The 25,682-nt window shown below is 66.8% G+C and carries 27 protein-coding genes; 9 read left to right on the top strand and 18 right to left on the bottom strand.

Annotation, left to right across the window (positions count from 1 at the left end):
* Positions 1-139 precede the first annotated feature (139 nt).
* A complete protein-coding gene (gene mutS / locus QA600_RS04885; RefSeq protein ID WP_278290843.1) occupies positions 140-2,800 on the bottom strand; it encodes a DNA mismatch repair protein MutS in 2,661 nt (886 codons plus the stop codon).
* Positions 2,801-2,942: 142 nt separating this feature from the next.
* On the opposite strand from mutS, the gene QA600_RS04880 reads away from it, so the two are divergent.
* The gene (locus tag QA600_RS04880; RefSeq protein ID WP_278290842.1) at positions 2,943-3,749 is read left to right on the top strand and encodes a universal stress protein; all 807 of its coding nucleotides are present in this window, start codon (positions 2,943-2,945) and stop codon (positions 3,747-3,749) included.
* A gap of 28 nt (positions 3,750-3,777) precedes the next feature.
* On the opposite strand, the gene QA600_RS04875 is transcribed toward QA600_RS04880, so the two are convergent.
* The 3 genes from QA600_RS04875 to QA600_RS04865 form a co-directional block, all read right to left on the bottom strand.
* On the bottom strand, positions 3,778-4,488 hold the full coding sequence (locus QA600_RS04875) for a universal stress protein (RefSeq protein WP_278290841.1): 711 nt from the start codon (positions 4,486-4,488) through the stop codon (positions 3,778-3,780).
* Positions 4,485-5,903, bottom strand: a complete 1,419-nt coding sequence (locus tag QA600_RS04870) for an APC family permease (protein ID WP_278290840.1) — start codon at positions 5,901-5,903, stop codon at positions 4,485-4,487. The genes QA600_RS04875 and QA600_RS04870 overlap by 4 nt, the downstream gene beginning before the upstream one ends.
* Before the next feature lie 73 nt (positions 5,904-5,976).
* Positions 5,977-6,312, bottom strand: a complete 336-nt coding sequence (locus QA600_RS04865; RefSeq protein ID WP_278290839.1) for a tRNA-binding protein — start codon at positions 6,310-6,312, stop codon at positions 5,977-5,979.
* Between the two features lie 114 nt (positions 6,313-6,426).
* Between QA600_RS04865 and QA600_RS04860 the strand changes: the two genes are divergently transcribed.
* On the top strand, positions 6,427-7,629 hold the full coding sequence (locus QA600_RS04860) for a PQQ-binding-like beta-propeller repeat protein (protein ID WP_278290838.1): 1,203 nt from the start codon (positions 6,427-6,429) through the stop codon (positions 7,627-7,629).
* A gap of 12 nt (positions 7,630-7,641) precedes the next feature.
* Here the strand turns inward: QA600_RS04860 and thiD are convergent, their stop codons facing one another.
* Positions 7,642-8,946, bottom strand: coding sequence for a bifunctional hydroxymethylpyrimidine kinase/phosphomethylpyrimidine kinase (gene thiD / locus QA600_RS04855; RefSeq protein ID WP_278290837.1), 1,305 nt, complete (start codon positions 8,944-8,946; stop codon positions 7,642-7,644).
* 151 nt (positions 8,947-9,097) lie between these two features.
* The gene (locus QA600_RS04850; protein WP_278290836.1) at positions 9,098-9,643 is read right to left on the bottom strand and encodes an XTP/dITP diphosphatase; all 546 of its coding nucleotides are present in this window, start codon (positions 9,641-9,643) and stop codon (positions 9,098-9,100) included.
* A gap of 118 nt (positions 9,644-9,761) precedes the next feature.
* Here QA600_RS04850 and QA600_RS04845 point away from each other — a divergent pair, with 118 nt between their 5' ends.
* Positions 9,762-10,838, top strand: coding sequence for a Gfo/Idh/MocA family oxidoreductase (locus tag QA600_RS04845; protein WP_278290835.1), 1,077 nt, complete (start codon positions 9,762-9,764; stop codon positions 10,836-10,838).
* 21 nt (positions 10,839-10,859) lie between these two features.
* On the opposite strand, the gene QA600_RS04840 is transcribed toward QA600_RS04845, so the two are convergent.
* From QA600_RS04840 to pcp, 4 genes are all read right to left on the bottom strand, one after another.
* Positions 10,860-11,882 carry a hypothetical protein gene (locus QA600_RS04840; RefSeq protein ID WP_278290834.1) on the bottom strand — a complete coding sequence of 341 codons (1,023 nt, stop codon included), beginning with the start codon at positions 11,880-11,882 and terminating at the stop codon, positions 10,860-10,862.
* On the bottom strand, positions 11,875-12,081 hold the full coding sequence (locus QA600_RS04835; RefSeq protein WP_278290833.1) for a DUF4177 domain-containing protein: 207 nt from the start codon (positions 12,079-12,081) through the stop codon (positions 11,875-11,877). Before QA600_RS04835 ends, QA600_RS04840 begins: the two co-directional genes overlap by 8 nt.
* 188 nt (positions 12,082-12,269) lie before the next feature.
* Positions 12,270-12,548, bottom strand: coding sequence for a DUF5808 domain-containing protein (locus tag QA600_RS04830; RefSeq protein ID WP_278290832.1), 279 nt, complete (start codon positions 12,546-12,548; stop codon positions 12,270-12,272).
* Positions 12,549-12,638: 90 nt separating this feature from the next.
* Positions 12,639-13,286 carry a pyroglutamyl-peptidase I gene (gene pcp / locus QA600_RS04825; RefSeq protein ID WP_278290831.1) on the bottom strand — a complete coding sequence of 216 codons (648 nt, stop codon included), beginning with the start codon at positions 13,284-13,286 and terminating at the stop codon, positions 12,639-12,641.
* Positions 13,287-13,366: 80 nt separating this feature from the next.
* Here pcp and QA600_RS04820 point away from each other — a divergent pair, with 80 nt between their 5' ends.
* Entirely contained in the window at positions 13,367-13,588 is a 222-nt protein-coding gene (locus QA600_RS04820; protein ID WP_278290830.1) for a DUF2892 domain-containing protein, read from the top strand.
* A gap of 5 nt (positions 13,589-13,593) precedes the next feature.
* Here the strand turns inward: QA600_RS04820 and QA600_RS04815 are convergent, their stop codons facing one another.
* From QA600_RS04815 to QA600_RS04805, 3 genes are all read right to left on the bottom strand, one after another.
* Complete coding sequence (locus QA600_RS04815) at positions 13,594-15,249, bottom strand: bifunctional N(6)-L-threonylcarbamoyladenine synthase/serine/threonine protein kinase (RefSeq protein WP_278290829.1); 1,656 nt, start codon at positions 15,247-15,249, stop codon at positions 13,594-13,596.
* Positions 15,250-15,460: 211 nt separating this feature from the next.
* Positions 15,461-15,595 carry a 30S ribosomal protein S27ae gene (locus QA600_RS04810; RefSeq protein WP_278290828.1) on the bottom strand — a complete coding sequence of 45 codons (135 nt, stop codon included), beginning with the start codon at positions 15,593-15,595 and terminating at the stop codon, positions 15,461-15,463.
* A complete protein-coding gene (locus QA600_RS04805) occupies positions 15,596-15,913 on the bottom strand; it encodes a 30S ribosomal protein S24e (RefSeq protein WP_278290827.1) in 318 nt (105 codons plus the stop codon).
* Between the two features lie 211 nt (positions 15,914-16,124).
* Here QA600_RS04805 and QA600_RS04800 point away from each other — a divergent pair, with 211 nt between their 5' ends.
* On the top strand, positions 16,125-17,357 hold the full coding sequence (locus QA600_RS04800; RefSeq protein WP_278290826.1) for a PQQ-binding-like beta-propeller repeat protein: 1,233 nt from the start codon (positions 16,125-16,127) through the stop codon (positions 17,355-17,357).
* 2 nt (positions 17,358-17,359) lie between these two features.
* Entirely contained in the window at positions 17,360-18,178 is an 819-nt protein-coding gene (locus tag QA600_RS04795) for a hypothetical protein (protein WP_278290825.1), read from the top strand.
* Between the two features lie 1,136 nt (positions 18,179-19,314).
* On the opposite strand, the gene QA600_RS04790 is transcribed toward QA600_RS04795, so the two are convergent.
* The 4 genes from QA600_RS04790 to uvrA form a co-directional block, all read right to left on the bottom strand.
* Positions 19,315-20,361 carry a hypothetical protein gene (locus QA600_RS04790; protein ID WP_278290824.1) on the bottom strand — a complete coding sequence of 349 codons (1,047 nt, stop codon included), beginning with the start codon at positions 20,359-20,361 and terminating at the stop codon, positions 19,315-19,317.
* Between the two features lie 58 nt (positions 20,362-20,419).
* Positions 20,420-20,617, bottom strand: coding sequence for a hypothetical protein (locus tag QA600_RS04785; protein WP_278290823.1), 198 nt, complete (start codon positions 20,615-20,617; stop codon positions 20,420-20,422).
* A gap of 43 nt (positions 20,618-20,660) precedes the next feature.
* Positions 20,661-21,056: a hypothetical protein gene (locus tag QA600_RS04780; RefSeq protein WP_278290822.1), complete on the bottom strand. Its 396-nt coding sequence runs from the start codon at positions 21,054-21,056 to the stop codon at positions 20,661-20,663.
* 84 nt (positions 21,057-21,140) lie between these two features.
* Entirely contained in the window at positions 21,141-24,104 is a 2,964-nt protein-coding gene (uvrA, locus tag QA600_RS04775) for an excinuclease ABC subunit UvrA (RefSeq protein ID WP_278290821.1), read from the bottom strand.
* Positions 24,105-24,280: 176 nt separating this feature from the next.
* Here uvrA and QA600_RS04770 point away from each other — a divergent pair, with 176 nt between their 5' ends.
* Both QA600_RS04770 and QA600_RS04765 read left to right on the top strand, forming a co-directional pair.
* Positions 24,281-24,775 carry a hypothetical protein gene (locus QA600_RS04770; RefSeq protein WP_278290820.1) on the top strand — a complete coding sequence of 165 codons (495 nt, stop codon included), beginning with the start codon at positions 24,281-24,283 and terminating at the stop codon, positions 24,773-24,775.
* Positions 24,776-24,817: 42 nt separating this feature from the next.
* Positions 24,818-24,982, top strand: a complete 165-nt coding sequence (locus tag QA600_RS04765) for a hypothetical protein (RefSeq protein WP_278290819.1) — start codon at positions 24,818-24,820, stop codon at positions 24,980-24,982.
* Positions 24,983-25,067: 85 nt separating this feature from the next.
* On the opposite strand, the gene QA600_RS04760 is transcribed toward QA600_RS04765, so the two are convergent.
* Positions 25,068-25,310 carry a hypothetical protein gene (locus tag QA600_RS04760; RefSeq protein WP_278290818.1) on the bottom strand — a complete coding sequence of 81 codons (243 nt, stop codon included), beginning with the start codon at positions 25,308-25,310 and terminating at the stop codon, positions 25,068-25,070.
* Between the two features lie 146 nt (positions 25,311-25,456).
* On the opposite strand from QA600_RS04760, the gene QA600_RS04755 reads away from it, so the two are divergent.
* The gene (locus tag QA600_RS04755) at positions 25,457-25,606 is read left to right on the top strand and encodes a hypothetical protein (protein WP_278290817.1); all 150 of its coding nucleotides are present in this window, start codon (positions 25,457-25,459) and stop codon (positions 25,604-25,606) included.
* Positions 25,607-25,682 lie beyond the last annotated feature (76 nt).

Below are 25,682 nucleotides of genomic sequence, written 5' to 3'. Positions count from 1 at the left end.
TCTTACACTCACTGAATATCCAGTAGCTAATAAATGTATTTCAATATCTCTGATTGTAGAGCGTTGCTACTAGTTAGATAGAGAATAAATACAACCAACAGTAAGGGAATCGAGAACCGAGAGTGGACGCGATTGCCGTCTACTCTTCGAGAGTTCGTTGCCACTCCTGTACCTTCGAGAGCAGTTCCACGGGCGAGGTCTCGTTCACGTCGACGTCGGCGAGATCCTCGAGTACCCGTTCGGTTTCGGCATCGATCGCTCCCGCGCCGTCGTCTTCGGCACGTGATTCGGGCGATCCGCCATCGGTGTTGGCCGCACCCCTGAACTGGCCGCTCGAGACGTCGAACACCGTCTGGACGGGCTCGTTCGAAGCGCCGCCTTTCGCCTCGATCGCCTTTTCCTCGCGCAGGCGCTCGAGGACGTCCCTTGAGCGGTCGACGACGGGCTCTGGCACGCCCGCGAGGTCGGCGACGTGGATCCCATAGCTCCGATCCGTGGGGCCGTCGCGGACGGTCCGCAGGAAGGTGACGTCGCCGTCGCGCTCGTCGGCCGCGATGTGGACGTTGGCGACTCGAGGGAGTCGGTCGGCCAGCCCCGTCAGTTCGTGGTAGTGGGTGGCGAACAGCGTCTTCGCCCGCACCTCGTTGTGGAGGTACTCCGTGGCGGCCCAGGCGATCGAGATGCCGTCGTAGGTGGCGGTCCCGCGGCCGACCTCGTCGAGGACGACCAGCGACTCCTCGGTAGCCGTGTGGAGGATGTTCGAGAGCTCGCTCATCTCGACCATGAACGTCGAGCGTCCCTGCGCGAGCTCGTCGAGGGCTCCGACGCGGGTGAAGATCCCGTCGACCAGCCCGATTTCGGCGCTCTTCGCGGGAACGAAGCTCCCGATCTGGGCCAGCAGGACGATGGCGGCGACCTGGCGCATGTACGTCGATTTGCCGGACATGTTGGGTCCGGTGACGACGAGAAAGCCCCGGTCGTCGTCGAGGCGGACGTCGTTGGGGACGAACTCGGTCGTCTGCTCGACGACGGGATGACGACCCTGCTCGATCTCGAGGCGATCCCCCTCGTTCAGCGCGGGGTTCACCCATCGGTTCTCCGCGGCGTGGGTCGCCAAACTCGCCAGCGCGTCGACGGTCGCGAGTGCCCGGCCGACGTCCTGCAGGAGCTCGGCGCGCGCGGCGACGTCCTCGCGGAGTTCCTCGAACAGCTCGTACTCGAGGTCGCCGCGGCGCTCCTCCAGACGCAGCATCTCGCGTTCTTTCTCCTCGAGCTCGTCGGTCGTAAACCGCTTGGAATTTTTCAGCGTCTTGATCTGCTCGTAGTGGTCCGGAACGCCGTCGGCCGCGGACTTGCCGACCTGGATGTAGTAGCCGTCGGTCTTGTTCCGGTCGACGGTGACGTGGGACAGGCCGTGGCGGCGTTTCTCCCGGTCGGCGAGCCCCTCGAGCCACTCCCGGACCTCCTCGTGGCGTTCGATCACCTCGTCGAGTTCCTCGTCGTACCCGTACCGGAACAGCTCGCCCTGGGTTACCGTCGACGGGGGTTCGTCGGCAATGGCCTCCTCGATGGTCTCGCGCAGTTCGCGGGCAGCGTCTCGATCAGGACGCTCGATAATTTCGACGAGCGGCGAGTCGGCGAGGTCCGGGTTCGCGGCGACGACGTCGGCGACCGCCGGCAGCGCGGCCAGCGTCTCACGAACCGCGACCAGATCCCGCGCATCGGCGCTCCCGTGGCTCGCCTTCGAGGCCAGCCGCGCCAGATCGTACGCCTCGCCGAGAACGTCCCCGATCTCGTCGCGAGCCAGCGCGGCCGTCGACAGCGCGCCGACGCCCTCCTGGCGGCGCTCGAGGACCTCGAGCGACCGCCGCGGCCGCTGGAGCCACTCCTTGAGCAGGCGGCCGCCCGCGCTGGTCGCGGTGTGGTCGATCGTCGCGAACAGCGACCCCTCGCGCTCGCCCTGCATCGTCTCGGTCAGTTCGAGGTTGCGCTGGGTGGTCGCGTCGAGGGTAACGTGATCGTCGCCCCGGTGGGCCTGAATTCGCGTCATCGAGGCCAGCACGCCCGCGCCCGTCTCCTCGACGTACTCGAGGATGGCGCCCGCGGCCGTGACAGCGGACTCGCCGACGCCGAGGCGGTCGACGGTGCCGTCGCCGAACTGCTCGCGGACCGCGTGGCTCGCCCGCTTGGGCGCGAAGGCCTCGGTCTCGTGAAGGGTCAGCGTCGCCTCGAGGCGCTCGCGAACCAGTCCGAGCAGGTCGTCGTCGGTCCGGATCTCGGGGCCCGGCAGCACCTCGACGGGGTCGAACCGGTACAGTTCCGTCAGCGCCTCGTCGGCGTCCTCGGTTTCGGCGACGAGAAAGCGTCCGGTCGTCACGTCGGCGAACGCGAGACCGTACGCGGGGTCGTCGCCGCGAGCGCCCGAGTCCGCGACGATCGCAACCATGTACTGGGCGTCGGCGTCGCTGGTCTCGAGTAGGGTGCCGGGCGTGACGACGCGGACGATCTCGCGGGCGTGGCCGGAGTCGGTCTCGTACTGGTCGGCGACGGCGACCCGGTAGCCGCGCTCGACCAGCGCCTTGAGGTAGGGCGTCAGATCGTCGAGCGGGACCCCCGCCATCGGGTACGACGAGCCGTGTGAGGACTTCTGGGACACCTTGAGATCCAGTTCGTCGGCGACGGTCTCGGCGTCCGCTGCGAAGAACTCGTAGAAGTCGCCACACTGCATCGCCAGCAGGTCGGCCTCGGTCTCTTCCTTGAGCGAGAGAAACTCCCCTACGATCCCCGTCGCCTCGGTCATACGCGGAGCCTGGCTCTCCACCGCAAAAACCCTGCGGGATCCACGGCGGAAGTGATCGCCGACTGTAGTGAGGCGATGACTGTCACGGCCGCCGCTACGGAGGTCTATTAGGCCCCCTGACGTACGCTATCACGCTTCATCAATGGCTGTTCCCGACCACCGCGTACTGGTGCCGGTCGACGTCCTCGGCGGTGAAAGCGTCCCACAGACGGTGATCGACGCGCTCGCGTCGGTTCCGGTCGTCCTGCTGGGCTACCACGAACTCCCGGAACAGACCGGGACCGACCAGGCCCGCGACCGGTACGGCTCGCGCGTCCGCGCCGAACTCGACGAGCTTCACGCCGTCTTCGAGGACGCCGGCTGCCTCGACGTCTCGTCGAGGAGCGTCTTTACCCACGATCGGCTGAAGACCTTCGAGCGCGTCGCCGTCGAAACCGACTGCGACGCGATCCTGCTGGTCAACCCCGCCCCAGTTCTCGAGCGGGTGCTCGTCGCGGTCCGGGGCGACGTCAACCTCGAGTACATCGCCCGGTTTCTGGGTGCCGTGCTTGCGAACACCGACCTCGAGGTGACGTTCCTCCACGTCGCCGACGAAGACGAGCGAACGCGTCGGACCGAGCTCCTCGAGGTCGCCGTCGACGAACTCGCCGCCACCGGCGTCGCCCGCGAGCGGATCGACACCTCCCTCGTCGTGGACGGGTCGCCGACGCGGGCGATCCTCGGGGCCGCGGCCGATCACGACCTGCTCGTCGTCGGCGAGAGCCGGCCGTCGGTTCGTCGGTACGTCTTCAAGGATCGAGCGAAGAGACTGGCCAGGGAAACCGTCGACCCGGTGCTCGTGGTTCGTGGCGAGTACCTCGAGGGAACGGAGGAAGCGGCGAACGGAGGCTCGGATGACGACGAGTCCGCTTCGACGGACGACGTCGACGCGTCCGGCGAGCTCCACTGATCCGGCTCGAGTCCGCGTCCAAATCCGATTACCCCTCGTTTTCCGATCCGTCCTCCTCGACGTTTCGAACGACGAGCACCGGCCCGACCGACTCGGCCGCGACGCGTTCGGCGTCCTCGCCGAAGGCGAGCGTCAGCAGCGATGGGGCTCGCTCGCCCATCACGACGGCGTCGTGGCCGACCGTCGCCTCGAGGAGCGCCTCGAGCGGCGGTTCGTCGACCGCGAGTTCGGTTCGAACGTCGATGCCGCGATCGGCGAGGGGAGCTGCGGCCGTCTCGAGCAGTCCGCGACCCGCGGGTTCGTCGTCGGTCGCCAGAAAGAGCGTGACGTCGATCTCCCGATCGCCGATCAGTTCCGCGACGAACGAGACGATCTGCTCGACGGCGACGTCGCCCGTCAGGGCCACGAGTAGCCGATCGACCGGGCCAGTTGCACCCGGAATGGCGTACACCTTGGATCTCGTCTCCGCCGCGATCCGATCGAACGTCTGCTTCCGGTCGTGTGTAAACACGAGGCGGTAGTCGGCGGTTCCCTCGTTCGCCCCGAATTCCGCCGCTAGATCCTCGAGCGCGTCGGTGGCGCGCGCCTCGTACTGGAGTCGCGCCTGATCGGGCGTCGTCTGCTCGGGCAGAACGTGATAACCGAGTACGGTGACGTTCATCGGCTCGAGCAGCGCCGTCAGCCCGGCCGAGACCGATTCGCCCTTCAGTACCGCCAGCGGAACGAGTATGCGTGTCATAGTGAACCTTTGAGTTCGACGTCGCGGGCGTAGTAGACGTACCAGCCCGCGGTCACGATCATGATGCCGATACCGACGAGCTGCGAGGTCGGTTGCATGAACCCGATCAGCGCGAAGCTCGCGAGCGCGCCCAGTACCGGGACGACGGGGTATCCCGGGACCCGGAAGTCCGGGTCGTACCACTCCGGCTCGTCTCGGCGCAGCGCGATCAACGCGACACAGAGCAGCCCGTACATCAGAAGATGGAGGAACGAGGCGACTTCGGCCAGCAGCTCGACGCGACCCGTCGCCGTCAGGACGAGAATCGGCCCGCCGGCCATCCCGAGTGCGACGTGGGGCGTCCCATAGCGGAGATTGATGCGGCTCGCCCCCTGCGGTAACAGGGCGTCCTTCGAGACGGCGTAGATGGCCCGCGATGTGCTCAGTACCGACGCGTTGGCGCTCGACATCGTCGCGAGCAGGCCGCCGAAGACGATCGCGAACGCACCGGCGGCGCCGAGGTAGTGGCGCCCGACCTCGACCATCGCGGTCTCGCCGAACCCCGCGAGCTGCTCGCTGCCGAACGCGCTCGTCGCGACGAAGATCGTCGCGACGTAGAGCACGCCGACGATCAGCACCGACCCGACCATCGCCAGCGGCAGGTTTCGGCCGGGGTCTTTCATCTCCCCGGCGACGGTCGCTACCTGCGCGAAGCCGAGGTACGAGGTGAACACGAGGGCGGCCGTCGTCAGTATCGGCATCGTGCCGAACGGGGCGAACTGTTCGGGTGCGGTCGGCTCGCCGACCAGTCCGACCGCGTCGAGTCCACCGTACGCGAGAAAGACGAACAGAATCGAGAGCAGGAGCGCGACGATCCCGTTCTGGAGCTTCGCTGCGTTCTCGGTTCCCGTCACGTTGAGGACGATGAACCCCGCGCCGAACAGCAACGCCAGCGGGATGACCAATCCTTCGCCGATTGCGACGCCGAGTTCGGCGAGCGTGTCGACCGCGTAGTAGCCGAAGCCGACGAGATAGAACGCCGTCGCGAACACCAGTCCGAACCACAGCGAGAGGCCGACGACGGCTCCGGCGAGGGTGCCGAGCCCGCGGGAGATAAAGTAGTACCCCCCGCCGCTTTTCGGCATCGCCGTCGCGAGTTCGGATGCCGGCAGCGCGACCAGCAGGGCGACGACCGCCCCGATGGCGAACGAGGCTGCCGCGGCGGGGCCCGCACGGCCGGCTGCCAGCCCGGGAAAGACGAAGATTCCGGCGCCGATCATCGTCCCGATACCGATCGCCAGCCCGCCGGAGAGACCGAGCGTCCGCTCGAGTTCGGCGTCGTCGGTGATCGTCGCCTCGTCGGTCTCGATCATCGGTTCGGTCCGTGGCGACTCACCATCGATGTTCGTACCCTCGGGCGGCGGCGGGTCGTCCATGTGTTGCGAGATTCTAGCGGCGGCGTATATTTCTACTGTGAACGATCGCTCGGCCGGAGACCGACACGTCGGTTCAGAACAGCAGCCCGCCGATCGGGACCTCCTTCTCCCGATCGGGCTCGACGAGAATCGGATACCCCTCCTCGTCGGGGACGCCGACCGTCAGCGCTTCCGATTTGAACCCTGCGATCCGGACCGAGCCGAGATTCGTCGCACACAGCACCCGTCGCTCCTCGAGCTCGTCGGGGTCGTAGTGGTGATCCAGCTGCGCTGCGGACTGGATCTCGCCCCCCTCGTCGCCGAGGTCGATCCACAGCTTGGTCATCTTCGGCTTGTTCGCCTCCGGAAACGACTCGGCCTCGAGTACGTCGCCGACGCGGATCTCGACGTCGAAGGGGTTCTCGACCATACCTCGAGAGGGCCCGCCGCTCCTATAATTCTACGCCAGACAGCAGATTCTACGTCGTCGGTTGAGCCCGCCTCCCGGACGAAGTTTCAATACAGCAGTAGCTAATACTCTGACATGAATCGTCGCCCCCTCCTCCGCTCGATTGCCGGCGCCTCGATCGCGTCGGCGCTCGCGGGCTGTACCTCGTCGCTCGAGAACCGCCTCTCCGATCCGGGCTCGATCGACGACCGCGATCCCGCCCCGCTGACCGACGGGACGAACGCCTGGCCGAGCGAGGGGTTCGACGCCGCGAACACCGGATACAACCCCGACGCCGAACTGCTCGAGGCGGAACTCGCGGCGACTCGACTCACCCGGGACGGTGCCGGCATCGACACCGCGTTCGGCGGCGGGGGCGTCGCGGTCGTCGACGACCGCTGTTACTTCGGCACCGGCTCCGGCGACGTCGTCTGCCGGAGTTCTCCCGGCGAGTACCGCTGGAAGTACGAGGCGGACCCGGCCGCGGGCGTTCGGTCGATCCCGTCGCTCTCACGGGACGTGGTCTACGTCAGCTCCGACAACGGAACGTACGCCCTCGGCGCCGACGACGGCGAGGAGCTCTGGACGAACGACGACGCGTTCGTCCGCTACGGCTCGTCCGTACTGACGACGGACCATCTGTACGCGATCGGCGGGGGCGGCGTCCTCGCGCTCGACGTCGAAACGGGCGCCCGCAACTGGAGCGCGGACGCCCCGCACCCGCACGCGCTGGCGGTCGCCGACGGCACGGCGTACACGGCGAGTTCCTCGAGTTCCGGGGGCACGGCCGCGCTTGCCGACGGCGAGACGGTCTGGACGCGCGACGATCTCGACGACCACCGGGCGCCGCCCGTCGTCGCGGACGACGTCGTGCTCGTCTGCGACGGCGACGGTCGGCTCGAGGCGCTCGACCGCGAGGACGGATCGACGGGCTGGAGCTACGATCGTCGCGGCAGCGGAGGCGTTACGCCAACCGTCGCCCACGGGCAGGTCTACCTTCCGAGCGGAAATGGCCCGCGTACGGTCTGTCTCGACCTCGGGTCGGGCGAGGAGCTGTGGGACCTCTCGACGGGGCTCACCCGCGGCCAGCCCGTCGCCGTCGCCGACGGCGTCTACGTCGGCACGCCCAACGAGGGGTTGTTCGCGGTCGAATCCGATGGTGCGGTCCGGTGGCACGACGAGGAGCTCCGCGTCGACGGGAATATGGCTGCCGTCGGCGACACGCTCTACGCGGTCGCGTTCGGTGGTCCGTTCGGAAGCGGGGATCTGTACGCGCTCGAGACTGCCGACGAGGCGTAATTCTGTTCCGGCTCACTCGAGGCGGTCGCACAGCTCGAGTGTCCGATCGGCCAGCGTCTCGGCGTCCTCGGCGACGAGCTTCACCGTCGCCTCCCGTCCGACGTCGGCGGGGTCGATCACCGCGACGGGCGCCGTCTCCCGGTCGGCGAAGACGTCCTCGTCCGAACCGTTCTCGGCGACGACCCAGTCCAGCTCCTCAAGCGCGTCCTCGATCTCGTCGTCGAACCGGCAGTTCACCGCGAAGCGGAGTTCCGGCGCCGATTCGCGGGCAGCGAGCAGGAAGGCGGCGAGGTGGCTCGAGGCGCCGAAGCGAATCCCGCGGTTCGGGTGAACGCCCTCGAGCGTGCGCGTGATCCGCCCCTCGACAGCCGCCGTCTCGGCGGGCGATTCGGCGTAGGGAGTCGCGCCGACGACGTTCATGCCGACCTCGGGGACGAGCCGTGAGACGTCGCGATCGACGAGTCGGTCGACGACCGCCTGAACCGCCTCGGCAGTCGGCTCGCGGGCCGCTGCGTTCCGCAGGTCGACGGCGTGGTTGACCGCGCCGTGGCCCTCGCCGACGTCATAGTAGTAGCGGACCGCCCGCGCGAGGAAGTCGGTCGCACTCTCGACGGCCGACTCGAGGGACTCACCCGTCGACAGCCGTGCGGCGATCGCCGCGGCCAGCGTGCAGCCGGAGCCGTGGGTCGCCTCGGTGCCGACCCGCGGGTGTTCAAACGTCCTGACCTCCCCTGCGGTGACGAGTCGGTCCCGGACCGTCTCGCCGGGGACGTGCCCGCCCTTCACGAGGACGGCGTCGACGCCCGTCTCGAGGATCGCCTCGCCGGCCTCGCGGGCGCTCTCACTGTCGGTCACCTCGACTCCCGACAGCACCTCGGCCTCGTCGGCGTTCGGGGTCGCGAGCGTCGCTTCGCTCAGGAGGTTCCTGTAGGCCGCCTCGGCCTCGGGCTCGAGCAGGCGATCGCCCGAGGTCGCGACCATGACCGGGTCGACGACCAGCGGGAACTCGAACTCGGGAGCGCGGTCGGCGACCAGTCGAACGATCTCGGTGGTCGCGAGCATCCCCGTCTTCGCCGCACCGACCGCGAAATCGCCGGTGACGGCCTCGAGCTGGGCTTCGACTTCCTCGGGGGGGAGCACGAACGACGACTCGACGCCGCGGGTGTGCTGGGCGGTGACTGCGGTGATCGCCGACGTGCCGAAGACGCCGTGGGCGGTCATCGTCGCGAGATCGGCCTGGATCCCTGCGCCGCCGCCGGAGTCGCTGCCCGCGATCGTCAGCGCCACCGGACGGGAATCGGATGCTGGCGTTCTCATAGGTGTGGCTATCGCTCCGTTGTACTAATCGGTAGTGGTCGACACGACGGAGTGTCGGCGCCGAGGGGGTAACGGAGTCTCGAGGACTCGGTCGTTCGTCCCGTCGCGGACGAACGCTCGACTGCCCGGCCGCAGAATGCGAACTCGTCAGCTACCGTCCGCCGTACCATTCGGCGAACGCCTCGAGTGCCCGCCCGCGGTGGGAGATGGCGTTTTTCTCCTCGGTGTCCATCTCGGCGAACGTCCTTCCGTTGTACTCGAAGATCGGATCGTAACCGAATCCGCCCTCGCCACGGGGTGCGACCAGGGTACCCGCGACCGCACCCTCGAACGTCTCCGTGCGCTCCTCGTCGGCGTAGGCCAGTACCGTCCGGAACCGGGCCCGTCTGCTCTCCTCCTCGCTCGCGAGTCGCCAGACCCGCTCGATCCCGAGGGTGTCCTCGACGTAGGCCGAGTACGGGCCCGGAAAGCCGCCGAGCGCCTCGACGAACAGTCCCGTGTCGTCGACCAGCACCGGTTCCTCGCGGCCCAGTTCCGCGTAGGCCTCCTCGGCCCCTCGGGTGACGATCTCCTCGAGCGAGTCGCTCTGAAGCTCGGTGTAGTCGTACTCGACCTGCTCGACGGTGTCGATTCCCTCGAGGTAGTCGCGGGCCTCTGCGACCTTTCCCTCGTTGCCCGTGACGAATCGGACGGTCATGTACGAACCACCGTTCAGGCGCGCCAAAGCCTCGTCGGTCCCGCAACGTGAGCGACGACCCCGTCGCTGCCGATCGCTACTCGCAACACTTTCGTCGGTGTACTGATTTACTCGGCGTGTGAGTAATACTGACACTGTCCGGCTCGGGGTAGTCGGGCTCGGATTTATGGGACAGACCCACGCGACCAACGCCGAGACGCTCGGCCACGAGGTCGTCGCGGGTGCCGACCTGATCGAGCCGGCCCGCGAGGAGTTCGCGGAGACCCACGGCGCGACGAGCTACGAGGGGTTCGAGGCCATGTACGACGCCGAGGACCTCGACGCGGTCGCGGTCTCGACGCCAAACGCCTTCCACGAGGAGGCGGTCGTTGCCGCCCTCGAGCGGGGGTACGACGTTCTCTGTGAGAAGCCGCTGGCGAGCGACCTCGAGAGCGCCGAACGGATCGCCGACGCGGCCGCGGAGTCGGAGGGATTCTGTATGGTCAACTTCCACAACCGCGTCTCGACGGCGACGGAGGTGTTCAAGGACCACCAGGCGGAGGGCTTCTTCGGCGACGTTACCCACGTCGACGCGAACTACGTCCGCCGGAGGGGAATCCCCGGCGTCGGCTCGTGGTTCACCAACCGCGAGCTGTCGGGCGGGGGCGCCGTCGTCGACATCGGCGTCCACGCGATCGACTACGCGCTGTACCTGATGGACTACCCAGACGTCGAGGAGGTCTTCGCGGTCACCCGCACGGAGTTCGGCCACCGCGACGACTACGTCGATCCGGGCGACTGGTACGACGAGACCGACGAGGCGGTGTTCGACGTCGAGGACTCGGCGACGGCGATGATCCGCTGTGCGGACGACCGGACGATCTCGCTCGAGGTCACCTGGGCGGCGAACCAGGAGGAAACCAACGACTTCGTCGTTCGGGGAACCGAGGCGGGCGCGGCGCTCGAGCTCGGGGGCGAGGAGCTGACGCTGTATCAGGCGGGCACGCAGGGCACCGACCACCTCTTCGACTCGACGCTGACGGGCGGCTCGCTCGACCGAACCGGATGGGAGGGCAGCGACGAGCGGTTCCTCGAGGCCGTACAAACGGGCGAACCGCCGGCGCTGAACACGGCCGAGCACGCCCTGACGGTCCAGCGCGTGATCGACGCGATCTACCGTTCCGGCGAAGAAGGGACGTCGGTGTCGGTCGAATAGCGCTGTTCGCGTCGGCTGCGATCAGCGCTGGGAGTCCCGCAGGATCAGCGGGCCGATCGCCAGCGTCCGTTTCGCGGCCGTCGCAACCCGCATGATGTACGAGGTCAGCAGGAAGAACGGCACGAGCGTGATGGTAAACGTTATGCCGACGAGCCAGAGCAGCGTTTCGATGCCGAGGATCCGCCCGGTTACCGTCGCCGTGTCGACGAACGCCAGCATCATCCCCGAGACCAGCAGCGCCGGAATCGCTGCATAGAGGATGAACCGCGAGAGGTTGATCAGTTCCCACTGGAAGTACAGCGTCTTGACGTGCTCTCGGGCGGGCCCGAACATCGCGAAGGAGGTTCGGAGGTCCTCGAGGGCGTCGCGTTGCTCCTCATCGATGTCGTCCTCGTAGTCGGCGATCAGGCGCTCGATCTGGAAGATCTTCCAGGAGTAGTTGTAGTCCATCGATGCGTAGACGACGTCGAACGTGCCGAACTTGGCGCCGTCGAGTTCCTCGCGGACGGTTTCGGCGTTGCCCGTGATACTGTCGACGAACTCGTCGATTTCGTTTCTGAGGTCTTCGTTGTCGGTCGACTCCATGACCTCGTCGAGCCGTTCGGCGCGTTGCTGGGTCGCGTCGACGATCTCGCGGAGAAACGCCGACGGATCGGCCGGCGCCGGTTTGCCGGTGAGCTCCCTGATGTACCCGCGGAAGTCCAGCGTCTCGCTCATCCGCGTCCGCTGCTCGCCGAGCGGACCGTTCTCCTGGGAGATGATCAGTTGGCTGATGGTGACGACGAGGGTGACGCCGGTGATTAGCGCGCCGATCATCTGCGTGTACAGCGATTCGATGACGGCTCGTTCCTGAAGCAGGTCCGAGAGCGTCGGGTCGAGGAGACTCCCGAGCATGAACAGCACGAAAAACCCGACCGCGAGTACGGCGGTGACGAACTGTCGGTTCGCACCGACGATCAGCCAGAGCTTGAGCTTGCTTTCGTCGGCCCGCTCGCGCATCGTGTCGCCGGTGCTGACCTGCTTCTCGTCGGACTCCTCACTCATCGCCGTCACCACTCGCAGGCCGCTTAAACACGAGATACTTGGTTCCGCCGCCGGTGTACTCGACCGTACTGACGAGCTCCCAGCCATCCTGTCCGAGTTCGTTCAGCAGCTCTTTCGGATCGCTCGCCTCTTCCATCGTCGCCGCGCGCGGCGGACGAACCGTCTCGTACTCCCAGACGGTTCTCCTCTCCGATGCCATACCCGTATATCGGAGATCCGTCGAAAAAGGGTTCGCGTTGCTACTACGTGGTCGGCTCGGACGAAATCGACTGCGGGCGGACCAGCCGTCCGCACGCGGCGAGGCTCATACGGTTTACTGTAAGTCATTTCCGGCGCAACCCGACCCGAACCGGCGGTTGCGCCGGGACATCGTTACAGCAATCCGTATCAGTCGTCGTCGACGATGACTTCGACGGGTTCGTCGTCGGTGCCCTCCGTTCCCTCGGTGACGCCCTGCTGTTCCTGCCAGAGGAGCGCGCCGGCGATCGCGACGACGATCCACGAGCGCCAGTTCGCGAGGTTCAGCGTGTAACCGACGCCGAACGGCTTCTCGACGAGCATTCCCTCGCCGGGCTGCCAGTACGAGGAGAGCATCCGACCCATGCTCGGCCGATCGAAGTTGTACGGTACGCCGAAAACCTCTCCGGAGGTTGGCTTGTCTGCCATGCGCGACCGAACGTCGCCCACGATTAAGAGTATTGTGTGCGCAGCCTGCGACGAAACCGGGCGCCGGCGCGGCTCTCGAGCGGTCGACCTCTACGCCGGCGGCTCCGAGCCTCCCACCGGACGGTCGGCGACCGCGACCTCGAGCCCGACGCGAAGCCCCCGTTCCATCGCCTCGAGGCTCATACTTGGTTCGCCCTCGTCGCGGACTGCCGCCTGTTCGTGGGAGAACGGGACGTGGACGAACCCGGCCCCGAACTCGCGGTCGGTCGTCTCGACGAGGTGGCGCGCGGCGTACAGCAGGTCGTTACAGCAATGGGTGCCGGCGTCGGTCGAGAGCCGCGCCGGGACGCCAGCCTCGCACATCGTCTCCTTCATCTTCCGGCACGGGAGCGTCGCGAAGTAGGCGTCGGGACCCTCTTCGGCGACCCGTTCGTCGACGACCTCGCGATCCTCGTTATCCGCCACCCCGCGGGTGTCCCGCAGGTTGATCCCGACGCGCTCGAGCGAGAGCGTCGGCCGCCCTCCGGCCAGTCCGAGCGCGCAGACGATTTCAGGGTCGTGTTCGCCGACGGCCTCCTCGAGCCGGGAGGACGCGCGGTCGAAGACGACGGGGAGGTCGACCCCCGCGACGCTCGCCCCGCCGATCTCGGCCCCGCCGAGTCGAGTCGCGAGCTGGCGGGCGGGATTCGTCTCGAACTCGCCGAACGGTTCGTAGCCAGTGAGGAGGACGTCGCTCATCGGTCGTTCGCTCGAGCGGTCACCCCAAGAGACTCCCGGTTTGGCGACACAGCTAACCGCGACCGTGCCGACCGACCCGTATGGAACGGAACGTCGGCGGACTCGATCGTATCGCTCGAGGCGTGCTCGGGATCTGGTTGGTCGCGGTCGCCGCAGCAGCCTACCGGAACGGGAAACGCAGTCGCGCGGCGATCGCGGGGATCGCCGGACTCGGTCTCCTCCAGAACGCGACGACGTGTTTCTGCGGGGGCAACTACCTGCTCGGAATCGACACGACGACCGACTCCGAGGGGAACGAGTAGGAGGGCTACTGGTCGTCGACGTACCGGCCCCGTCCCTCGACGTCCGAGAGGCGCTTGAGCACACGCTCCTCGCCGACCTCGAGATACCCCTCTCGGAGCGCCGTCCGGAGCGGTTCGGGATCGTCGGCGGTGCCGACGAGGCTCTGGTCGAAGACGTGCAGATCCATCGCGTAGTCCTCGACGTGGTCGGTGTGGTAGCCGAGCCCGAAGTCGATGAGGGACGTTCGATTCGTGCCGTCGTGCTCGCGGTCCCCGTCCGCACGGCCGACTCTGACGTTTCGCGTCGTCACGTCGCCGTGGACGAACCCAGCCCGGTGGAGCCGCGCGAGGTGCCCGGCGACCTCCCGGACCCGTTCCGGCGAGAGCGCCGTTCGAAGGTCCTCCCGGCCGACGTACTCGAGTTCGAGCCGCGAGTCGCGTCCGTCGACGTCCGAGAGCACGGGCGTCGGCACGCCCTCTCGTCTGGCGAGGCTCGTCAGTCGCGCCTCGATACGGGTTCGCTCGCGCCGGAGCCGTTCGTCGAGTTCGGGGTGACGGTACGTTTTGGGTTCGCGGCGCTTCGTCACCCGGCCCGCCTCGGGCTCGAGGTCGACGAGCGCTTCCGCACCCTGGACGCTGCCCTCCTCGCGGCCGAGGGTCAGGTCGGACTCGTCGGCTCTCCAGGATACCGGCACCTGATCCGGCCGGAAGTTCGGATTCACCCGCGACTCCTCGAGTGCGAGCGTGTCGCCGGCGTCGTACATCTTCGCGCCGAGCACGGCGATCATCCCCGCGTTGTCCCGCAGGAATCGCGGTTCGGGCGCGTGAAAGCTCGCGCCACGCTGGGCGCACATCTCCTCGAGCATCTCCTGGAGTCGGGCGTTCTGGCCGACCCCGCCGCCGAGGACGAGTTGGTCGCTGCCGGTCAGCGAGAGGGCCCGCTCGGAGACCTCGGTCAACATCCCGAAAATGTTCTCCTGCAGGGAGAAACAAACGTCCTCGACGGGGATACCATCGTCGTACCGCTGTTTGGCGGCACTCATGATCCCCGAAAAGGAGAAGTCCATTCCCTTGACGACGTAGGGAAGGCTGACGTAGTCGCCGTCCTCGGCCGCCGCCTCGACTTTCGGCCCGCCGGGGTGGGACCAACCGACGTGGCGGGTGAACTTGTCGATCGCGTTGCCGACGCCGGTGTCCATCGTCTCGCCCAGCACCTGGTAGCGACCGTTGCGATAGGCCAGGAGGTGGGCGTTTGCGCCGCTTGCGTTCAGACAGACCGGCGAGTCGAACCCGGAGGTGTGGCGGCCAATCTCGAGATGGGCGACCATGTGGTTCACGCCCACGAGCGGTACGTCGAGGGACTGACTCAGTGCCCGCGCGGCCGTGCCGACGATCCGCAGACAGGGCCCGAGGCCCGGTCCGCGAGAGAAGGCGATGCAGTCGACGGGCGGCTCGTCCTCGGGTCCGTCGTGGGTTTCCCGGGCCTGCTCGAGGGCCGTCTCCACGACTCGAGGGATCGCGTCGTGCATGTGCTCGGCGGCCTCGCGGGGGTGGATACCGCCGCTCTCGGGTTGGTAGGCGTCGCTCTCGATGAAGACGTCGTCAGTTGTGGCATCGTAGCAGGCTGCGCTGGCCGCCCAGGCGGTGCCCTCGATGCCGAGAACGCGGGTGTGAGAACTCACGGCTTGTGGAATCGTGGTGCGCTGTAAGGGCGCGACAGAACGACCGGTCGGGACGCGTTACGCGTCCGGCAACACGTCGCCGCGCTCACGGCCGTTGGCCGTTCGCGTCTTCCGATGCCCCTCGCTTCGCTCGGCGCATCGCAGCTCGCTCACGGGTCACTTCGTTCCCCGTTCGCATGTGCCGAGGCATCCCGTCACGCTCGATGCCTCGCTACTCCCACTCGGTGTAACTGCACTTCCCGCAGTGCAGCCGGTCGCCGTGGTCGGCGAGGAAGGTGTCGCCACAGCGGGGACATTCCTCGCGGTTCTTGCTTCCGTCGTCATCGTAGAGGTCGTAGCGAGCCATTTATGCCTCCTCCGCGTCGGCCTCTGCGTCGTCGGCGTCGCCGACGATCTTGTTGCGCTCGAGCATGTGGTCCTGCTCGACGTCACGGGCGCGGTCGGCCGACTCGTAGACCTTCGCCTGGCCGACGGTCTTTCGCATCCCGAACTTGGTGTCGAGCTTGCGAACGACGACCTCGTCGGCGTTCTTGTTCATCTTCGCCGCGAGGCTGTCCCGAACCTGGAGTCGCTCCGGGGTGGCGTCGTCGTGGGACAGTTCGAAGGTTACGTCCGTGCGGTGCAACATGGGGTTTTCCTCTTCGGAAATGATGTCGACGTCCATGATATCGCTCAGTTATGCTAGTATCCCCGTGTAGCGCCTAAAAGGATTTCGAAGCGACCGATGCTCACCGACGGACTCCGGTATCGCCGAGGCACATCGCGGGTTCTCATACTCGACTGTCGTGTGTTCGTGCTCGAGCCCCAGTTCGATCCAATCACGCTGCTCTCGAGCAGAAGACATATTACTCGATTGAGTAAACGCTGCGACCAACGTGCTATCCAGGCGACAGCTTCTGGTGGGGCTCGGGGTGACGGGTGCGACGGCCGCAACTGCCGCGGTGGGCTCTGCGGCCCTCGCGAGCGACGGCGACGACGGTCGGTACGACTGGCCGATGGCGCGATACGATCCCGCTGGTACGGGACACAACTCCGACGCCACGGGGCCGAAAGACGGCGTCGAGGTCGCCTGGCAGCAGGATACCGAGTCGCCGATGCACGGGCTGACGGCGCCGATACTCCTTGGGGAAACGCTGTACGGCGTCGGCCGACAGTCCCTCGTCGCGTTCGATCGCGAGAGCGGCGAGATCCGGTTCACGCGGGAGGGCCAGTACTGGTCGACGCCCGCTCGAGCCTCGGCGAAAGCCTACCGGAGCGACACACTCGCCGTCAGCAGTCGAGAGGGGGTTCACGGACTGAACGCCGACGGCGGCTACGAACTGTTCGGTCGATCGATCGGCACCGAGCGCTGGCACGCTCCCGGCGAGGAGACCCGGCGCTGGTCCGGGTCAGCGCCACGGGAGCCCTCGCCCGTCGCCGCGGACGGGACCGTATACGCGGTCGTTCCCGAGACCGACCGCGTCGTTGCGATCGACGCGAGCAGCGGCCGCCTCGAGTGGGAACGCACGATCGGCGACCCACGCTCGAGCGGAACGAACCGTCCCGCCGTCAGCGAGGGGACGGTCTACGTCTCGAGCCGTCCCGGCGATCTAGTCGCCCTCGATGCCGACACTGGCGAGGTGCGGTGGAGCGAGCAGCCCGACCCGAACCCCGATAGCGCGCTCAACTACCGCAACTTTCGTCCGCCGACGGCGACGGAGGCGGGACTCGTCGTCCCAGACAGGGAGGGTGTCGCGCTGTTCGACCCGACCGACGGAAGCGCTCTGTGGGAGTACGACCTCGACGGCAACGCCACCGACGGCAGCGCGGCCGTCGCCGACGGGACGGCGTTCGTCACCGACGGCGAGGAGTCGCTGCACGCGATCGACCTCGAGCGCGGCGAGCGGGAGTGGACGGCCGACTACAGTCCCGACGTGGAGCCGGTCGTCGCCGACGGCGTCGTCTACCTCGGCTACCAGTACGCCGAACTGGTCGCGATCGACGCCAACACCGGCGAGCGACGCTTCGCCTACGACGACTCGGTCTACTTCGCACAGCCGATCGTCGGCGACGGCGTGGTGTACGTCCTCACCGACGAGGGACTGCTGGCGCTCGAGGAGGCGGGCTAACCGTGTCCTCCGATTCCGACGACGCGCACGAGCGCCGAACCGGAGACACGTACGACCGCCAGGAGTGGAACGTCGCGGGCGTGCTCTCGAGTGCCGCGTCACGGCTCCGCCGGAACCCCACGCTGCTCGTTCCGTTCGCGCTCGCGGGGGTCGTCCTCGCCGGTATCGATGCACTTCGTCGTCGCGATCCGATCCCGGCCCTCGAGCACGCAGGCCTTGACGAGGCGACGATCCACCTCGAGTTCGTCGGCTATCCGACGGCGACGAGCGGGACGGCGCTGCCTCTCGAGGCGCTGGTTGGACTCGAACTCCCGTATCTCGCCTGGGGGCTCGGACTGTACGTTATCTCACTGCTCGCAGTCAGTGTCGCGGGCGTGCTCACCCTGACCGCGCTGCTAGACGGGGAGGCACACCTCGAGTCGCTGTCGTCGTATCTCGGGCTCGTCGTTCTCTTCGATCTCGCTCACCGACTGGTCGGCTCGATCGGGTTCCTCCAGGAGATGGGACTGTTCGGACTCGTTCCGCTGGCGGTGTTGCTCTGGGTGCTCGTCAGGCTCTTCGCCGCCCCCGGGCTCGCTGCCGCGGGCGCGTCACCCTGGACGGCGCTTCGAGAGAGCGGGCGCTGGACCGGTGGCGACGGCTGGTCGGTACTCGGGCTGCTCTTCGTCCTCGGCATCGTCGCCTGGCTCCTCGCCAGCGTCCCCGTCGGCGGCCCCGTCCTGACCGGCGCGCTCGTCGCCCCGGTCCACGCCGTCGCGGTCGCGTCGCTGTTCGAACACCGCCGCGAAAGCGGGGGATTCTCGAGGTCGCTGGAGGTGTAACGGTATCGGAGCCGTAACGGTAGCCGGAAACACCGCTTTCACAACTGACGTTCAACAACCCGCAAACTGTGTGCTCAGTACAGAGGCAGACGACGACGCCGAAAGAAAAGCCAGCGTTTCGTCTTGCGTAGCCGAACAAGACTGTCTATTTGAGGCGTAACTGTAAGACGCCGCCATTCGATCGGTAGCGGAGATCACCGAGATCGCCATCTACCAAGAGTAGCGCTTGCTTGCATTGATTATCCAAGTGTGCTCGCTCACATCGGGATCTTCGAGTGAGGGAACTCAATCTGGTTTTCTCAGGACCTCGTGAGAGGGTTGTCGCAACCGAGCTATATGACGCAGGGGTGAGAAACGAAGGGCATGAGCGACTCAACCGAGTCGTCGGAAGGCAAAAGCGACAGTCTGTATATACTATTCGGCCTTGGACTAGGACTTATCATTGGCGCATCGATAATGGGGACAGAGACGACAAGCGAGTGGTTTCCCTTCGCATTGGGGGTCGTATTCACGGCTGGAGCGTATGTCAGATTGAACTGATCGGCGCGTCAGAGAGCGCTTTTCGTACTCGTCGAAGTGATGGATGCAGGTGAACTACGTATCAGCTCGGTCCGACCATCCACCTGCGGTGGCGCGCGCTGTCGACCGGCCGAACGTTAGTGAGGATGGTCGACGACGCTGTGCGAGGGATGAGCGAGGGGAACGAAGTGACTGAGCGAATCGGCTGGGGAGGGTGTGGTGATCCCCTGTGTTCGTGCGAGCAAGACCTGCTACCTGTCAGTATTACCCCGAAAGCCCCTGGCCCACTGGAGGGCTACGGCTCGCTGTGCGCCTCCCTCGCTCCGCTCGGTCGGTGCTTACTTCGCCTCGCACCTCCAGTGGGCCAGCCCCTTTCAGTCCCACCCGACGGTGATTAGCCGGGGCTGCAGACTCGAGGCCGGACGGTCCATTCGCACTCGCTACATAGCGGATGGTTCGCTGAAATAGGGTGAAAACAACCTCATAACATAGTTCCACGATACGATCTCAACGCCGACCGTTCGGACCGTCACCAACGACTGCTCCTATCCGTCCATAGCTCTCTGCCCCAATGTTCTCGTCTCGAGTACGGGCCACCGACTCGGTACGAGTGTCGATCAGCCCTCGAGCACTGCCAGCCCCCGGGGTGCCTGCGCCTCGAGCCCCTCCGGCCACGTCACCTCGAGTCGCTCCCACGAGTCGCCGAAGTTCGTGGTCCGGAACGGACCGCGGTTGTTCACGGCGTAGACGACCCCGGGCTCGGTCCCGGTGGCGAGCTCGGCGCGGACCACTCCCTCACCGGTCGGCAGCCCGCGGCCCTCAAGGCGTTCCCAGGGCTCCACACCCGACTTTCGGTACACGTAGGATTCCGCCGAACTCGCCGTGTGGGCCGAGCCGGCACCGCTGGCGCTCGAGACCAGCACCGACTCCGGGTCGCCCGGATCGGGTGCGACGCTCCAGCAGTAGCGGTGCTCGAGCCCCTCCTGGGGGTGGTCCCAGGACTCGCCGCCGTCGGTCGACCGGGCGAAGCCGTCGCCCGCGGCCGAGTAGACGAGCCCCTCCCGGTCGGGGTGGGTCGCCATGCTGTGGTTGTCCCGACGCGATCCTGGAGGGCGCTCTTGCCAGCTCTCCCCGCCGTCGGGACTCAGCACGAACGCCCCCGCTTCGACCCCAACGTAGAGCCGCTCGGGATCGAACGGATCGACCTCGAGCCAGCGGACGTGGTGGGTGTGGGGTCTGGGCGGGAAGAACCAGCTGTCGGCCGAGGGGAGGTCGGTCAGTCCCTCGAGGTGCTCCCAACTGTCGCCGCCGTCGCTCGAGCGGTAGACCCGGCTCGGTTCGGTTCCGGCGTAGACGACGTCGGGATCGTGCGGGCTGATCGTCACCGCCGTGACGGCGGCGCTCTCGAGGTTCTTGGCGCCGCCGTACCCCGACTCGCGCTCGGGGACGAACTCGGTCTCGAGCGATTCGAACGAGTCGCCGCCGTCCGTCGAGCGGTGGAGGCCGCTCTCGAAGGTGCCGACGAACACCCGTTCGGGCACGTCGGGTGAGATGGCGAGACACTCGAGAGCCCGTCCCTCGAGCCGACTGGTCGTCGTCAACTCCTCGGGTCCGTCCTCCCAGACGAGCAGCCGATCGCGCAACGCGGCGTAGACGGTCGTCATGCTCGCAGGAAGGCACTGGGCACGCAGAAAGGTTCCCCCGGAACTGTCGGCCCGTCGCTCAGAGAAGCAGCCAGTAGGCTCCCAGTCCGAGCCCGGCGAGAACGACTGAAATGGCGACCAGCACGCCGTACTTGATCGCGACGTTGCGCCGGTAGTGGGTCGCACAGACGTCGATATCCTCGTGGCTCTTGAACGTCATCGTGCGGTCGGCCGCGCGCGTACAGCCCCCCATCTGACACCGGTCGTCCGAGCCCATACGATGGCTCGAGTCGCCCGGATCAAATCCGTTCCGTTCGCGGTCAGTCGACGGCGAACGTCTCCGGCGCCATCCCGACGCCGCCGAGCCAGCACTCGAGGGTGAGCAACACGAGCACGAGTCCGGCGGCCAGCATGACGAGGCCGTTGAGCAGGGTCCAGCCGCCGGCGCCGGCGAGCAGCTGCACGAATCCGAGCGTCGTCGCGCCCAGCGCGAGCACCGCCAGGCCGACGGCGCCGATCCGGGGCCAGCCGACGCTCGCGAGTCGCTCGCGGACGGCGGCGACGACCAGCAGACAGCCGCCGATCGCGAGCCAGCCGAACAGCGCCGCCGTCACGGGCGTCGTTCCCGCGAGGGCGACGATCCCTACCGCGAGGACGATCGTGACGACGCCGACGCCGAGAAAGCCCCGTCGAAGGCTGTCCTTTCGGTCGCTCATTCGTCCGCGAGAGTAGGAAGATCGGGCTGGTAACGGTTCCGATCGCGCGCCGCCCGTCTCGTACGGTTTGCTCAGCGAACCGTATCAGTCGTCGTCCATCGGCGCGGTCACGGGCTCGACGCGCTCGCCGCGGGGCCCCTCGAGGTCGACTTTCGGCAGCAGGTCCCGCAGGTACTGTCCCGTGTGGGAGCCCTCGAGGTGGGCGACCTCTTCGGGAGTGCCGGTGGCGACGATCTCGCCGCCGTGCTCGCCGCCCTCGGGGCCGAGGTCGATGACGTGGTCGGCGTTCTTGACGAGGTCGAGTTCGTGCTCGATGACGACGACGGTGTTGCCGTTGTCGGTCAGGCGGTGGAGGACGTCGATCAGCTTGCGCTCGTCCTCGTGGTGCAGGCCCGTAGTGGGCTCGTCGAGTAGGTACAGCGTCTCGCCCGAATCCTTCTTGCCGAGCTCCTCGGCGAGCTTGATCCGCTGGGCCTCCCCGCCGGAAAGCGTCGTCGAAGGCTGGCCGAGCGTCATGTAGCCCAGCCCGACGTCCTTCAGCAGCTCGAGGCGACGGCGGATCTGGCTCGAGGACTCAAAGAACTCGTAGGCCTCCTCGACCTCCATGTCGAGCACGTCGGCGATCGTCTTGCCCTTGTAGGTGACGTCCAGCGTGGCGTCGTTGTAGCGGGCGCCGTCACACTCCTCACAGGGGACGTACACGTCCGAGAGGAAGTTCATCTCGATCTTGACCGTCCCCTGGCCGCCACACTCCTCACAGCGGCCGCCCTTGACGTTGAAGGAGAACCGCCCCTTCTCGTAGCCGCGCTGCTTCGAGAGCTTGGTCTGGGCGAACAGCTCGCGGACGTAGTCGAAGACGTTGGTGTACGTCGCCGGGTTCGACCGTGGCGTCCGGCCGATCGGCGACTGGTCGATCAGGCGGACGGTCTCGATCGCGTCGAGGCCCTCGAGGCCGTCGTGGTCGCCCGGAATGACGCTCGTGTTGTCGTTCATCTGCCGCGCGAGGCCCTTGTACAGCACGTCGTGCATCAGCGTCGATTTTCCGGAGCCGGAGACGCCCGTGATCGCGGTGAAGTTCCCCAGCGGAAGGTCGACGTCCAGATCGGCGAGGTTGTGCTGGCGGGCGCCTCGAATGGTGAGCGCTCCGTCGGCGTCGCGCCGTTCGTCGGGCACCGGGATCTGCTCGCGGCCGGAGAGGTAGTCGCCGGTGATTGACTCCTCACAGGCCTTCACCTCGTCGACGGAGCCGTTGACGACGACCTCGCCACCTCGCTTGCCGGGGCCGGGACCCATGTCGATGACGTTGTCCGCGCGGCGCATCGTCTCCTCGTCGTGCTCGACGACGAGGAGGGTGTTGCCCAGATCCCGAAGCTCCTCGAGCGTGTCGAGCAGGCGGTCGTTGTCCCGCTGGTGGAGCCCGATCGAGGGCTCGTCGAGGACGTACAGTACGCCGACGAGACCCGAGCCGATCTGCGTGGCGAGCCGGATGCGCTGGCTCTCCCCGCCCGAGAGGGTGGCGGCCTCGCGGTCGAGAGTCAGGTACTCGAGGCCGACCTCGCACATGAAGCCCAGTCGGGCGCGGATCTCTTTGAGGATCTCCTCGGCGATCACGCGCTCGCGCTCGGTGAGGTCGGCCTCCATCGCCTCGAAGTAGTCGCGGGCGTCGCCGATGCTCTGTGCGTTGATCTCGGTGATCGCGGTGCCATCGACGAGCACCGCCCGCGAGGCGGGCTTCAGGCGGGTGCCGTCACACGCGGGGCACTCCGTGACCGACATGTAGTCCTCGATGTGTTCCCGCGTCGAGTCGGAGTCGGTCTCGAGGTAGCGCCGTTCGAGGTTCGGGATGACGCCCTCGAAGCGCTTTTTCTTCCGGCGGGTGCCGTTTTTCGTCTGTCGTTTGAACAGTACCTGTCGGCTGGTGCCGTAGAGGAACGCCTCCTGAACGTCGTCGTCGAGATCCTCGAAGGGGGTCGACAGCGAGACGTCGAAGTGGTCGGCGACGGCGTCCAGTCGGGTCTTGTAGTACGAGCGATTGTAGCTCCAGGCCTCGAAGACGTGTTTCAGGGGTTTCGAGGTGTCCTGGACGACGAGGTTCTCGTCGACCTCCTTGGTCTCGCCCAGGCCCTCACACTCGGGGCAGGCGCCGTGGGGCGAGTTGAACGAAAAGGACCGGGTCTCGATCTCGGGGACGTCGATCCCGCAGTGCGTACAGGCCAGATCCTTCGAGAACTCGACGACGAAGCGGTCGTCGGCCTCGTCCTCGTCGCCGAGCGCGCCCGTCTGGCGGGACTCCTCGCCGAGTTCGGCGGCAACCTCCTCCGGGGCGTCGGGCAGGATCACCTTCAGGACGCCCTCGGCCTCCTCGAGCGCCGTCTCGACGCTGTCGATGATCCGCGGTCGGGCCTCCGTCGAGACCTTCACGCGGTCGACGACGACGTCGATCGTGTGGTCGAAGTTCTCGTCGAGATCTGGTTTCTCGAGCGTGAGGTCGTGTTCCTCGCCGTCGACCTCTACTCGAGAATAGCCCTCTGAGACGAGCTCGTCGAACAGGTCCTCGAAGGCGCCCTTCTGGTCGCGGACGACAGGGGCCGCGAGCTTGGCTTTCGTCCCTTCGGGGAGCTCGAGGATGCGCTCGACCATGTTCTGGGCCGACTGCTCGCCGACCTCCCGACCACACTCGGGACAGTGGGGGGTGCCGACGCGGGCGTAGAGCAGACGGAGGTAGTCGTGGAGTTCCGTGACGGTGCCGACCGTCGAGCGGGGATTGTTCGCCGCGTTCTTCTGGTCGATCGAGATCGCCGGGGAGAGCCCCTCGACGGTTTCGACCTGCGGTTTGTCCATCTGGCCCAGAAAGTTCCGAGCGTACGCCGACAGGCTCTCGATGTAGCGTCGCTGTCCCTCGGCGTACACCGTCTCGAACGCGAGCGAGGACTTCCCCGACCCCGAGAGTCCGGTGACGACGGTAAACGCCTCCCGCGGGATCGTAACGTCGATGTCCTTGAGGTTGTGTTCCTCAGCGCCGCGAACCTCGATCGTGTCCCGACTCATAGAACCCTCCGGAGACGGGCGTGAAACGGTGATTGCGCTGACGGACGAATCATTATACCCGAGCCAGGGGTCGAAGGAACTTAACCCGTCTGAAAGCCCAACACAGAGTGGTGTGGTAACATTCGGCTACTCAGCGAGCCGAACTGACTTCGGTTGGAAGCACGAACGGGTCGAGTATGAGCGACGACACCGAAGCGCCCCCGTCGGTCTCGGAGTTCGTCGAGTACTGTCACACTCAGGCGGGCCTGCTGTCCGGTCGGGTTGAGACGATGACCAACGAAGCAAACGAACTGCTGGACGAGATCGACGAGCGGCTGGCCGAGCTGCGCTCGGAACTCGAGGAGCGATCGACCGACACCCCGCGAACCGAGCGACCGCCGTCGGCGACCGGACCCGTCGACGGGACCGATGTCGACGACCTCGAGGCCGCGGGACGGGACCTCGAGGAGAAGCAGGCGCTCGTCGACGCCAAGCAGGCCCGCATCCAGGCGTTCCAGGAACTGTCGGCCGGCTACACGGAGCTGGCAGCCGACCTCCAGACGGAGGTCGACGAGGGCCAGGAGGCGCTGAACCGCATCGTCGAGTTCGAGGCCGAGGCCGACGCGCCGGCGTACTTCGACGAGCGCGAGACGCTCTGTGAGATCGCGCTCGAGGCCAGCGAGGACGAGTAACCGACCAGTGGATCTTTGAGTCGAGCACGCGAACCCTCGAGTATGTCCCCGACGACCCACAGGTGCACCTGTGGCGCGACGCTGCAGTTCAGACAGGACATGATCGAGGATCGAAGCGGAGTGCGCCGGAGCTGGAAGTGCAAGGACTGTAACATGCCGATACCGAACGTGGTGGCCGAACGACTCAGCCACCAGCATCCGTCCTGACGCCCTCGAGTCGACGCCGACGCTTACGCTCGGGACGTTATCGCGGACCGAAAACCGGCGATCCCGACTGAGGCAGGGAGGAGCGCTAGATGTCGCCCTGGAGGACGACGGTGTCGTCGTCAATTCGGTCGACCATACCCTCGGTGACGAGGTAGTCCTCGTCGTCCTCGCCCTCGACGCCGATCTTCGCGAGCAGGTGCTCCGCGACGCTCGGGTTCGGATCGACCGAGGCTTGCTCGTTCTCGACCTTCGCGACGATGCCGAGTTCTTTCCCTTCCGCGTCGATCACTTTCTTCCCAACGTCGTCATCGGTCAGTGTCGCTACCATACGTCACCTTTCTCCTGAGGGAGGATAATCGCGGTGCCGTCTCGTGCCGGCTGGGGTCCTCTCGCTCCGTCGCCTTCCACCGCCGGCTGCACACGCGTCCCCGAGTTATTTGCCTGCGGGGGTGGGAGTACGACCGACGATCACCCATGACTCACACCCTCGAGATCAGCGACGACCTCAAGGACCGACTCGACAGCCACTGCGACGAGGGCCAGTCCCTCGAGGAGTTCGTCGAGGAGCTGGTCTCGATCTACGAGACCGAGGGGACGTTCATGCAGGAAGGATACAGCGAGTGAGGAATTTCGGGGCCGACGAGTCGCTCGAGCGGCGCCGAGCATCCCGAACTACGTCGAACTCACCGCCGCATCGCGG

This window comes from Natronococcus sp. A-GB1, from assembly GCF_029688845.1.
Lineage (GTDB): Archaea > Halobacteriota > Halobacteria > Halobacteriales > Natrialbaceae > Natronococcus.
The sequence above is the reverse complement of the archived record's forward strand: the minus strand, read 5'-3'. Positions and strand labels throughout refer to the sequence as shown.